Source organism: Hymenobacter fodinae (genome assembly GCF_004745825.1).
Lineage (GTDB): Bacteria > Bacteroidota > Bacteroidia > Cytophagales > Hymenobacteraceae > Hymenobacter > Hymenobacter fodinae.
The window spans coordinates 1,296,057-1,307,779 of the sequence record NZ_SRLA01000002.1 but is presented as its reverse complement, the minus strand read 5'-3'; the positions used below and the strand labels follow the sequence as shown (position 1 = coordinate 1,307,779).

Genomic DNA, 11,723 nt, shown 5'->3' with positions numbered 1-11,723 from the left:
CTGCACTCTCACGTAGCGCATCTGTGCAGAAAAGTTTGCAACTAGCAACCCAATCCTATTCTATCTTCCTTTCATGACCAAAGCTTTCCTGCTAGGCCTAGGCCTGCTGGGCGCGGCACCTGCCTTTGCCCAAAACCCGGCAGCCCGTCCCGACTCAGCTGCTCTGCTACCCTACCGCGAATCGGCCCGTAAAATCAACGCCCTGGTGCACACCAAGCTCGATGTGCGTTTCGATTACGCCAAGCGCTACCTCTACGGCCGCGAGTGGCTAACTCTACAACCAGTGGCCTACGCCACCGACTCATTGCGCCTCGACGCCAAGGGCATGGATATCAAGTCGGTGACGATGGTAAATGGTACGGATGCCAAAACCCTGCGCTTCGATTATAACCAGGAGCAGATGCTGGTGCATCTGGACAAGCTGTACACGCCCGGCCAGCAGTACACCGTATACATTGAGTACACCGCCAAACCCGATGAGCTGAAGGTGAAAGGCAGCGCTGCTATTTCCGACGCCAAAGGCCTGTATTTCATCAACCCCGACAGCACCGAGGCGGGAAAGCCCCGCCAGATCTGGACCCAGGGTGAGACGGAAGGTTCTTCGGCCTGGTTCCCGACCATTGACCGGCCTAACCAGAAAACCACCGCCGAAATCAGCATGACGGTGCCCGCGCGTTACGTCACGCTCAGCAACGGCCGCCTCGACTCGCAGAAGGCCAACAACGACGGCACCCGCACCGACACCTGGAAGCAGGAGCTGCCCCACTCGCCCTACCTCTTTATGATGGCCGTGGGCGACTTCAAGATTGCCAAAGACATATGGCGTGGCAAGGAAGTGAGCTACTACCTCGAGCCTAAATACGCCCCCTTCGCCAAGCAGATTTTCGGTAATACGCCCGAAATGCTGGAGTTTTTCTCCCAGCGCCTGGGAGTAGATTACGCTTGGAACAAGTACGCCCAGATTGTGGTGCGCGACTACGTGAGTGGCGCCATGGAAAACACCTCGGCCACCCTGCACGGCGACTTTGTGCAGAAAGATGCCCGCGAGCTGCTGGATGCTGAGTATGCCAACGGCGAATCGGTAATTGCCCACGAGCTGTTCCACCAGTGGTTTGGCGACCTGGTAACGGCCGAAAGCTGGAGTAACCTGACGGTAAACGAGTCGTTTGCCGACTTCTCCGAGGCGCTCTGGGCTGAGCACAAGTACGGCCAGGATGCCGCCGATGCGCACGCCTATATGAACATGCGCAACTATCTGCGCAGCCCCGCCGATGCCCAGAAAAACCTGGTGCGCTTCCACTACGCCGATAAGGAAGACATGTTTGACCTGGTGAGCTACCAAAAGGGCGGCCAGATTCTGAACATGCTGCGCAACTACCTCGGCGACGACGTGTTCTTTGCGGGCCTGAAGAAGTATCTCACCGACAACAAGTTCGGCAACGGCGAGGCTCACCAGCTGCGCCTGGCGCTAGAGGCCACCTCGGGCCAAGACCTGAACTGGTTCTTCAACCAGTGGTACTTCAGCTCGGGGCACCCCGTTGTGAGCATTGACTACGGCTGGGATGCCGCCCGCAAAGAGCAAACCGTTACCATCAAGCAAAACCAGCCGGGCCAAGTGTTTCAGTTGCCGCTGACTGTAGACCTGTACGTGAACGGCAAGCCCCAGCGCCACACCGCTATGCTGCGCCAGCGCACCGAAACCCTGCGCTTCCCAGCGGCCAGCAAACCTAGCTTGGTAAACGTGGACGCGGAGAAAGTGCTGCTATGGCAGAAAACCGATAACAAGCCCTTCGAGGAGTTTGTGTATCAGTACAAGAATGCCCCTCGCTTCGTTGACCGTCGCGAGGCCGTAGCCGCCGCCGCGGCACGTCCGGCCACCGATGCTGCCGCCCGTGCCCTGCTGATTTCGGCCCTGAATGACAAGTATAGTGGCCTACGTCAGTCGGCGCTGGCAGGCTTAAAGCTCGATGATAAAGCCGTGCAGAAAGCTGCCGTGCCAGCCCTGCGCCGCCAGTTGGCCCAAGAGAAAAACACCAATACCCAAGCCGCTATTCTGACTGCTCTAGGCCAGTTGAAAGACAAAAAAGACGAGAAAGTCTTCACGCAGTCGCTCAACAGCCAATCGTACGCCGTGCAGGGTGCCGCACTGAGAGGCCTAGCCTCGGTACAGCCGGCCAAGGCTTTGACCCGCGCCAAAACGTTGCAGGACGACACGCACAGTGCTATTAGCAATGCCGTAGCCAGCGTATACGCCCAGCAGGGCGACGCTAGCAGCTGGAGCTTCCTGCGCAGCCGCTACGATGCCGCTGGGGTGCAGGGGAAATTCAACATGTTGGAAAGCCTGACCACCTTCATGACTCGCATCAACGACGCTACTGTGCTACGTGAAGGCACGGAGCGAATGCAGAAGCTTGCCATCGAGTACAAGAAGTACGGCGTAGATGAGCCCATCTTGGGGCTGCTAGATAAGGTAAGTAAAGCTAAGCCCGCCGATCAGCAGGCTACTGTGCAGCAAGCTATGCAAGCCATTAAGCAAGCACCCTAGACCAGTATAAGTTATTGGCTTTTTATCTAAGCGCCCCAGCTGAGCTGGGGCGCTTTCTTTTACGCTAATCTGGTAGTTAGCGGCTAGTTAGGCTTGGTGTATAGGTGCCGCCGACTACGATAATTTCTGCTATAGGTTTCACGGTTTCGCAAAAAATCGAACCATTAAAGTTTGAAACGTGTCGAAGGGAAATGAGAAAGACCATCCTGCTGACCGCCGCCGGGCTTATGCTCGCCGGCTCGGCCCGCACCCTGGCCCAGACCACTGACTATCGGTTGGATAATGGCGAGTCGCCATTTGTGCGCCTGATTCGCCCGGACCGTCCGGGCCAGACCATCACCACGAACATGCTGTACCCGGGCCAGTTTCAGATAGAAACTGGGCTGAACAGCTACGACCGGACTAGCAGCGTGGGCTACGCTGGCCGCTCCGCTTGGGTCAATACGCTGCGGGTGGGCTTCTTCAATCATATTGAGCTGCGCGCTACTCAGAATTACTTGCTCACGCCGGGCACCGCTAGGCCACTTAACAGCGAAGGAGCTCCAACTCCTTATGCCGGGCCAACGGGCTTTGCTCCGCTAAATGTAGGCGCGAAGTTTTTGGCTTCTACGGTGCAAAATAGCCGCTCCCAGGTTGTGGTGCTATTGGATATGAACCTGCGCAACGGCGACGCCAGCTTCGGTGAGAAGCAGTATGAGCCCGGTGGGCGGCTGCTCATATCACAGCAACTTGGGCAGCGCTTTGGGCTGGAAGGCAACTTCGGTTTTCGGCAACGCGGCTTTAAAGCCGAGGGCACCAAACAAGGACAATACCTCACCACCTTGGCTCTCAATGGGCCACTCACGGCCAGCAACCACGTAGGGTTCTTTGCTGAAACGTATGCCACGTGGCAGCGGCAGCAGGGCTGGTTACCGGGCGTAACCTCGGGTCTGTACTGGCGCCCCCTACCCGGTCTCCGCTTCGACGTAACGGCGGGCCATGGCCTGACAGGTGCCGCGGGTGGCTTCAACATCGGGGGCGGATTAAGTGCCCGCCTAGGCAAGTAGCCACCATTGAAAAAGCGCTAGGCCACTCTGCACGTGTTTGCAGAGTGGCCTAGCGCTTTTACGCAGACTGATAACTGTCTACTGCTTCACTTGCTCAGGGGCAATGCGTGTGGGGGTTTGTTTGCCAGAAATGATTCCGGCGGCACTACGCCCAACGGCCGAGATTACTGCAGTCATGTTCGCCAAATCCAGTGATTCTACCTCATCATTCACGCTGTGGTAGAGCTTGTCGGTTGGAATCTGGTCGGTGCTGATGGTGTGAGCCGGCACGCCCAGCCGAGCCAGCGTGGCGTTATCGGACCGATAGAACAGGTTTTGCTCGGGATACGGGTCGGCCTCGAAGCGGAATACTGCCCCCTTGGTATTTTCCTGCAGCAATTTGCCGAAGTCTGACTTATCGAAGCCTGTGATGAAGGCAGTATTGGGACCGAACTTAGCTTGCTTGCCGATCATTTCGATATTGAACATGGCCACCACCTGCTTGGGGTCAAGCTGCTGCGAGAAGTAGCGGGCCCCGAAACCGCCAATTTCTTCGGCAGCAAAGGCCACAAATACCAAGGTGCGGGCATTGTCAGCCTTCTTCTTAAAATACTCTGCCAGCGCTACTACAGCGGTAGTACCGCTAGCGTCATCATCGGCGCCATTGGCAATAGAGTCGCCCTGCACTGCCGGAATGATGCCTAGATGGTCGTAATGTCCGCTGAATACAACTTGCTCCGTGGCACGAGCAGCATCTTTCCCAGGTAACACGCCCACCACATTCCGCAGCTCTACCGTCCGGATGGTGGTAGTTGCGGCCACCCGAAACTTGACGGGCGCCGGCGGTGGAGTTCCTAGCACAATTAGAGTGGTAAATTCAGCGGGTTTGTCGGCCCGTAAACCGCCTCGCTTCACGTATCCGGCCAACCGGTTGAAGGTAGCCGCGTGGCTGGGGTCCACAAACACGATGCTGTTCTCGCGCGGCTCCAGCAAGGGTCGTACCTCCCGCATCAGATTACCGTCGGCGGCCACGGTTACCATCTTAGGCACTGGCTCATCAGAGTCGGTCCAGTTTAAATGAGGCTTACCCGAAATCAGCAGCATCTTGTCGGGTGTGATGTTGGCGCCGTTTATATTCACAAATGCCGCCGCCGTCCGGACCTCATACGTTGGGAATGATTGGGCATAGCTGGTCAGGCCGGGTAGTGGCTCTAGGCCTATGCGCTTAAACTCGGCGGCCAGAAATTCGGCAGCCTTTTGAGCCCCTGGCTTTCCTGATGCTCTCCCCTGCATATCATCGGCGGCCAGCGTGCGCAACACCCGTTCAACGGTAGCCGGAGCAACTCCCGGGGCGGGCACAGCAACAGTTTTTCTCTGCCCCAGCGCAGTTTGCGTACAATAGAATAAAAGGGAGATAAAAAGGAAAGTTTTCATGGCCGAATGTAGCCATTTTGTCCTATTCCAAGCTAGTGTTAGACGTGCTTCCCACGTCATTTTTCAGCCCGGATTTGCATTTTTGTTGCACCCTAGTCACCCACCTTATGCAACAGGCTCGCCCACTTTTCTTCACCGGCTTCATTCTCAGCTTTTTACTTAACTCCTGTCAGCCGAAGCTTAGCCATACCGTTTCTAGCCCTACTCCTCCACCCGCTACTCTGCATACTACCCGATGGCTGCTCTACCGGCTCGAGGCTCAACCCATACCGGCTAACCCTGAGCGGGAAATGTACCTGCAACTCAGTGCTACTGAAACTCAGGCCGAAGGCCAGGCCGGTTGTAACCGATTTAGGGGGGCTTTTACTCTACCCTCAGGAGGAAAACTCCAGTTCGGACCGTTGCTCTCCACCAAAATGGCTTGCCCTGAGCTCACCTTGGAGAACCGGTTCCTGAATGTGCTGAACAATACCCGCTCCTACCGCATCAGCGCCGACACGCTGCGCTTGTACAGCGAAACAACCGTAGCGCCGCTGGCCGTATTTCTGGCCGGGAAATAAGAAGGGGCTTTCTAGCGTAGAAAGCCCTTTCTTACTGACCTAGGCTATGCTATAGCTTTAGGCCAACGTCAGCACCAGATCATCAGAGTTAACTAAGGTACCTTCGCCGAGGTGCAAGCCCTTTACCACCGTGTCTTCGTTGGCGGTAATGGTGGTTTCCATTTTCATGGCCTCGATGATGAAGAGCGGCGCGTTGCGTTTCACTTCTTCGCCGTCTTTTACCAGCACCCGTGAGAGCATGCCTTGCAGGGGCGCCCCAATCTGCTTAGGATTTGCTTTATCGACCTTTGCATTGTGCACGCGCACCACTTCCACGCTGTTGTCGCGGATTTCTACGTTTCGGGTCTGGCCGTTGAGGTTGAAGAAGATAGTGCGGTTGCCGTCATCGTTTACCGGGCCAATGGACTGCAGGCCTACGATGATGCTTTTGCCCTTGGCAATATCAATGATGGTTTCCTCGCCGGGTTCTAGGCCATAGTAGAACACTTGGGTCGGGATGATGCTCACCTCGCCGTACTGCTGTAGGTGGGCCCAGTATTGCTCGAACACTTTAGGATAAAGCAGCCAGGAAAGCAGATCGGTGAATTTGCTGCGCGTCCCGAACTTCTCCTCAAACTTCTTCCACTCCGCCTCGAAGTCAATGGGGGCCAGGTGCTCATTAGGGCGGTCGGTAAAGGGCTGCTCGTCTTTCAAAATGGCCTTCTGCACGTCGCTAGGCCACCCTCCTTCCGGCTGGCCAATATCCCCGCGGAACAGCTCCCGCACCGACTCTGGGAAGTTGAGGCTCGGACCTTTCTCCAGCACGTCGGCCGTAGTCAGGTTGTTGGAAACCAAGAATAGGGCCATGTCGCCGACTACTTTCGAAGAAGGCGTCACCTTCACGATGTCGCCGAAGAGCTGGTTAACGTCAGCGAAGGTGCTCTTGATGGTTTCGAACTTATCCAGGAGGCCTAGCGCCGCGGCCTGGGGCCGCAGGTTGGAGTACTGCCCGCCCGGAATTTCGTGCTGAAACACTTCGGAGGTGCCCGCCTTCAAGTCTGACTCAAAGGGGTAGTAATGCTCCCGCACGGTTTCCCAGTAGTTGGAAAACTCGTTGAGGGAATATTGGTCGTACTCGCGGTGGCGCGGCTGGCCCCGCAGCATCTCCACAATGCTGTTGAAGTTAGGCTGGGAAGTGAGACCAGACAGGCTGCCCAAGGCCACGTCAATCACATCTACCCCAGCCTCAACCGCCTTTAGATAGGTGGCAGCTTGGAGGCTGCTGGTGTCGTGGGTATGCAGGTGAATGGGCATGTCCACCGTGTCGCGCAGGGCCGTGATGAGTTCCTGGGCGGCGTAGGGTTTTAGCAGACCAGCCATGTCTTTAATGCAGAGAATGTGCGCCCCGGCCTCTTCAATCTGCTTGGCCAGGCGCAGGTAGTACTCAAGGGAGTATTTGCGGTTTCGCTTGGGGTTGAGAATGTCGCCGGTGTAGCAGATGCTGGCTTCCGCGAGCCGGTCAGTTTTGTTGCGCACGAAGCCAATGCACGCTTCCATGCCCGGCATCCAGTTCAGAGAGTCGAAGATGCGGAACACGTCGATGCCGGTTTCGGCGGCCTGCTGCACGAACCGCTCGGTAAGGTTATCGGGGTAGGCTTTATAGCCCACACCATTAGCCCCCCGGATAAGCATCTGAAGCAGAATGTTGGGCACGGCCTTGCGCAGCTTGGCCAGCCGGTCCCAGGGGTCTTCGTGCAGGAAGCGCAGGGCTACGTCGAAGGTGGCTCCGCCCCAGCACTCCAAAGAGAAGGTTTGGGGGTGCTGCTTGGCGTAGCGCTCCGCCACCTTCAGCATATCAAAGGTGCGCATGCGCGTGGCCAGTAGGCTCTGGTGGGCGTCACGCAGGGTGGTATCGGTGTAATGAATAGCATCATCGGCCCGCAGCCACTTGGCAAACTCGTCGGGGCCTAGCTCGGTGAGCTTATCCTTGGTGCCGGGCGTGTAGGTTGCGCTGGGGTCGTATTGAGGCAGGCGGGGCTTGCGCAGCTCCCGTTTATGATCCACGTGACCTTTCACGTCGGGGTTCCCGTTCACAATTACGTCGCCGAGGAAGCTGAGCACCTTGGTGGCGCGGTCTTGGCGGGCCTTGAACTTGAACAGCTCGGGGTGGTCCTTGATGAAATCAACGTTGGCCTCCCCCGCCGCAAACACGGGGTGGGCAATGATGTTCTGCAGAAACTGAATGTTGGTCCGCACCCCGCGCACCCGAAATTCGTCGAGCGTCCGGGCCATCTTCTGGGCCGCATCGGCCAGCGTGGGCGCGTGGGTTGACACCTTCACCAGCAGGGAATCAAAGAACGGCGACACCTTCACGCCGGTATACACCGAGCCCTGATCGAGACGAATACCAAAGCCCCCCGCCGAGCGGTAGGCTGTGATGGTACCGTAGTCGGGTTTGAAGTCGTTCTCGGGGTCTTCAGTGGTGATGCGGCACTGAATGGCCACGCCGTTCTTCATCGGCTTCACATCCGAGCCTAGGCCTATCTCCTTGTCGCTCAGCCGCCGCCCGTCGGCAATATGAATCTGGGTTTTGATCAGGTCGATGCCCGTAATCATCTCCGTTACGGTGTGCTCAACCTGAATGCGGGGGTTCACCTCGATGAAGTAGATCCGGTCGTGCTCGGGGTTAACCAAGAATTCCACGGTGCCCACGTTGTTGTAGTTCACGGCCCGGCCCAGGCGCAGCGCGTACTCATACAACAAGTGACGCATGTGGTCGGGCAGGTTGAGCGAGGGCGCTACTTCTACTACTTTCTGGTAACGGCGCTGCACGGAGCAGTCGCGCTCATAGAGGTGCACTAGGCCTCCATGGTTGTCGGCTACGAGCTGCACTTCAATGTGCTTAGGTCGCTCTACAAACTTCTCCAGAAACACCGTGTCGTCGCCGAAGGCCTTCAGAGCCTCGTTACGGGCCTCGAAAAAGCCGCGCTCCAGCTGTTCATCGTCGCGGATGACGCGCATGCCCCGGCCACCACCGCCCGCAGCAGCTTTGAGCATTACGGGGTAGCCAATGCGGTGCGCCTCGGCCAGGGCTACCTCAATGTCCGTCAGGTCGGCTTCGCTGCTCTCGATGATGGGCACTTGACATTGCACTGCTACTCGCTTGGCAGCCACTTTGTCGCCGAGAGCCTCCATCACCTCGGGGCGCGGCCCCACAAAGATGATGCCCTCCTCGCGGCAGCGCCGAGCCAGCGTAGCGTTTTCACTTAGGAAGCCATACCCCGGATGAATTGCATCCACACCGTTTTCCTTCGCCAACCGAATGATGCCTTCGATATCCAGATACGGTTTCAGCGGCTCATCATCGCGCCCGATCTGGTAGGCCTCATCGGCTTTGTAGCGGTGCAGGGAGTAGCGGTCCTCGTAGGTGTAAATGGCCACCGTGGTGATACCTAACTCAGTGGCCGCTCGCAGTACACGAATGGCAATTTCGCCCCGGTTGGCGACCAACAGCTTACGGATGTTCATACGAAACAGCAGAGTTTAAGGAAGTAAGGAGGTGAAGCAAGCTACGCAAAGCGCACCACAGAGTTAGCGAATTTTAGCTGAAACTAAATTTTTCGCAATATACCCTGGCTTTAATATGAGGACATTCAAGAAATTTTCTTGCCTGATTACAAGCATATTTCTGCCCCTTACCAGTTCGGCACTTCCCTCACTGCTTATGTAAGGAGCATTGATAAAGTCCCCTGGCTGTCATCAGAGAGATGCACACAAAAGCAGTTATTATGCGTTAGCCAGTCCCTCATCAATCGGCCTTATACCCTCTGATTAGCAGAAATTTGACTGAAAATATGGTATAAGGAACGGACACTGAAGCAGTGTCGCGTGGTAGGCTAAGGCAATTTGGCAAGATGATGAATTGGAGACGAGAAGGCAAACCGACCGGCTGATTTGCTACGATGCCCACAGGCGTAAACTTTCTCTGAAAAGTTCAGTTAGCAACTACTGCCTCTCACCTGAACTGTATCATGCAATTTGCCGACAAGAACATCCTTGTAGTAGGAGCCTCCTCCGGAATAGGCCTAGCCACTGCCCGCCTGCTGCACGAGCTGGGCGCCACCCTATTTACCGCTTCCCGTCATCAGTCGCCCGAGCTGACCGAACTCAATACCAACTTCCTGGAAGTGGATGTAACGCAGCCGCTAGGCCAGTTGCTAGACGGTTTGCCCGAGGTACTGCATGGCGTGGTATATTGCCCCGGCAGCATCAAGCTGCGCCCCTTCGAGCGCATTCCGGCCGAGGATTTCCGTAGCGACTTTGAGTTGAACGTGATGGGTGCGGTGCAAATTCTGCAGGCTACTATGAAGCGCCTCAAAAAGGCCAACGGGGCCTCGGTGGTTCTGTTTAGCACGGTGGCCGCCGAAACGGGCATGGCATTTCACACCAGCATTGCCACTGCTAAGGCGGCGGTTGAAGGACTAACTCGGGCACTAGCCGCCGAGTACGCCGCCAGTGGCATTAGAGTGAATGCGGTGGCGCCTTCCCTCACCAACACTCCCCTGGCGGCTGCGCTTTTGAGCACGCCCGAGAAGGTAGAAGCCGGTGCCAAGCGCCACCCCCTGCAGCGCATTGGTGAGCCCCAGGACCTGGCCTACATGGCCTCTTTCCTGCTCTCCGACCATAGCTCCTTCATCACGGGCCAAATTATGCCCGTAGACGGAGGCATGGGCAAATTGAAGTAACCTAAGCGCACTCACCCCTGACTTCACCATCTACCGTTGGCCTCACAGATGAAAATTGCTCTTTTCTGGCACCGGCGCGATTTACGCATCCACGACAATGCAGGCCTAGCGGCGGCGCTACACAGCGGCTATCCGGTAGTGCCCTTGTTTATCTACGACCGGGAAATCCTGGACCTCCTGCCCAGCCGCCGCGATGCACGCGTCACGTTCATCTATGATCAGGTGGAGCGCCTGGCTCGGGAAACCGCGCAAGCGGGTGGCACCTTCCTGGCTCGGTACGGGCGTCCGTTAGAGGTATTTGAAGAGTTACTTACGCGCTATGAAGTAGCGGCAGTGTATACCAACGAAGACTATGAGCCTTACGCCACAGTTCGCGATGGGGCCGTAGCGGAACTGTGCCAGCGCCACGGGGCCACTTTCCAGGCTAGCAAAGATCAGGTCATCTTCGCCAAGCGGGAAATCTTGAGTAAGTCAGGTACCCCCAACCGCACCTTCAGCTCCTACCGCGACGCGTGGCTGGCCAAGCTGCGTGATGAAGACTTGCAGGCCTACCCTTCAGCGGAAATGTTTAGCAAAGAGCGGCTAGGCCGCTTGCCCGATGCCGAGCCTAGGCCTAGCCTGGAAAGCATGGGCTTCGAGCGGTTTGAGCAATTTGTGCCGGCGGCGGAGCTTCCAGATGAAGCGGTGGTGCGCAACTACCACCTTACCCGTAACTCGCCGGGGCAGGTGAATAGCAGCACCCGCCGCTCAGTGCACTTGCGCTTTGGTACCCTCAGCGTGCGGGAGCTCATGCGCCAGGCCCGCGACCTGAACCCCAAACTGCTGGCCGAGCTGATCTGGCGCGACTACTTCATGATGCTGCTCTGGCACTTCCCGAACACCGCCACCGAAAGCTACGACCCGCGCCTGCGCCACGTGCCCTACCGCAACAACGAGGAGGAATTCCAGGCCTGGTGCGAGGGCCGCACGGGCTACCCACTGGTAGATGCGGGTATGCGCGAGCTAAACCAAACCGGCTACTTACCCAACCGCGCGCGCATTGCGGCGGCGGGCTTTCTGGTAAAGCACCTGCTCATCGATTGGCGCTGGGGCGACAAGTACTTCGCCGATAAGCTCCTCGACTACGACATGGCCCAAAACGTGGGCAACTGGCAATGGATGGCGGGTACCGGCGTAGTAGCCGCGCCATGGTTCCGGGTGTACAGCCCGCAAAGTCAGCAGGAGCAGTACGACCCCACTTTTGCCTACGTGTGGCAGTGGGTGCCGGAGTTTGGCACCTGTGACTACCCCAAGCCCATCGTGGACCATAAGTTCGCCCGCCAGCGCGCCGTTGACACCTTGCGCGCTGCCTATCAGGCGGCTGGCTAGGCCACTTTCTTTCTGATTTACCGCTGAGATAGCCGAACTACCCACCCCTTCTGCCGGTTATACTTCT

General features: G+C 57.3%; 7 protein-coding genes. 5 read left to right on the top strand and 2 right to left on the bottom strand.

Annotated features, from left to right (window positions below):
* Positions 1-73 precede the first annotated feature (73 nt).
* A complete protein-coding gene (locus EU556_RS12855) occupies positions 74-2,545 on the top strand; it encodes a M1 family aminopeptidase (RefSeq protein WP_135434495.1) in 2,472 nt (823 codons plus the stop codon).
* 191 nt (positions 2,546-2,736) lie between these two features.
* Entirely contained in the window at positions 2,737-3,591 is an 855-nt protein-coding gene (locus EU556_RS12850; RefSeq protein ID WP_135434494.1) for a transporter, read from the top strand.
* A gap of 78 nt (positions 3,592-3,669) precedes the next feature.
* On the opposite strand, the gene EU556_RS12845 is transcribed toward EU556_RS12850, so the two are convergent.
* Positions 3,670-4,929: a M20/M25/M40 family metallo-hydrolase gene (locus EU556_RS12845; protein ID WP_167855562.1), complete on the bottom strand. Its 1,260-nt coding sequence runs from the start codon at positions 4,927-4,929 to the stop codon at positions 3,670-3,672.
* 182 nt (positions 4,930-5,111) lie between these two features.
* Here EU556_RS12845 and EU556_RS12840 point away from each other — a divergent pair, with 182 nt between their 5' ends.
* Positions 5,112-5,564 (top strand): META domain-containing protein, encoded by a 453-nt coding sequence (locus tag EU556_RS12840; RefSeq protein ID WP_135434492.1) that lies wholly within the window; start codon positions 5,112-5,114, stop codon positions 5,562-5,564.
* Between the two features lie 57 nt (positions 5,565-5,621).
* Here the strand turns inward: EU556_RS12840 and EU556_RS12835 are convergent, their stop codons facing one another.
* Positions 5,622-9,071, bottom strand: a complete 3,450-nt coding sequence (locus EU556_RS12835; RefSeq protein ID WP_135434491.1) for a pyruvate carboxylase — start codon at positions 9,069-9,071, stop codon at positions 5,622-5,624.
* A gap of 503 nt (positions 9,072-9,574) precedes the next feature.
* Here EU556_RS12835 and EU556_RS12830 point away from each other — a divergent pair.
* Complete coding sequence (locus tag EU556_RS12830) at positions 9,575-10,288, top strand: SDR family NAD(P)-dependent oxidoreductase (RefSeq protein ID WP_135434490.1); 714 nt, start codon at positions 9,575-9,577, stop codon at positions 10,286-10,288.
* Positions 10,289-10,336: 48 nt separating this feature from the next.
* Positions 10,337-11,656 carry a cryptochrome/photolyase family protein gene (locus EU556_RS12825; RefSeq protein WP_135434489.1) on the top strand — a complete coding sequence of 440 codons (1,320 nt, stop codon included), beginning with the start codon at positions 10,337-10,339 and terminating at the stop codon, positions 11,654-11,656.
* The last annotated feature ends 67 nt before the right edge of the window (positions 11,657-11,723 follow it).

Excerpts from the sequence above, each read along its gene's own strand:
- EU556_RS12855 (WP_135434495.1), top strand. The coding sequence starts at position 74 with ATGACCAAAGCTTTCCTGCTAGGCCTAGGCCTGCTGGGCGCGGCACCT.
- EU556_RS12850 (WP_135434494.1), top strand. The coding sequence starts at position 2,737 with ATGAGAAAGACCATCCTGCTGACCGCCGCCGGGCTTATGCTCGCCGGC.
- EU556_RS12840 (WP_135434492.1), top strand. The coding sequence starts at position 5,112 with ATGCAACAGGCTCGCCCACTTTTCTTCACCGGCTTCATTCTCAGCTTT.
- EU556_RS12835 (WP_135434491.1), bottom strand. The coding sequence starts at position 9,071 with ATGAACATCCGTAAGCTGTTGGTCGCCAACCGGGGCGAAATTGCCATT.
- EU556_RS12830 (WP_135434490.1), top strand. The coding sequence starts at position 9,575 with ATGCAATTTGCCGACAAGAACATCCTTGTAGTAGGAGCCTCCTCCGGA.
- EU556_RS12825 (WP_135434489.1), top strand. The coding sequence starts at position 10,337 with ATGAAAATTGCTCTTTTCTGGCACCGGCGCGATTTACGCATCCACGAC.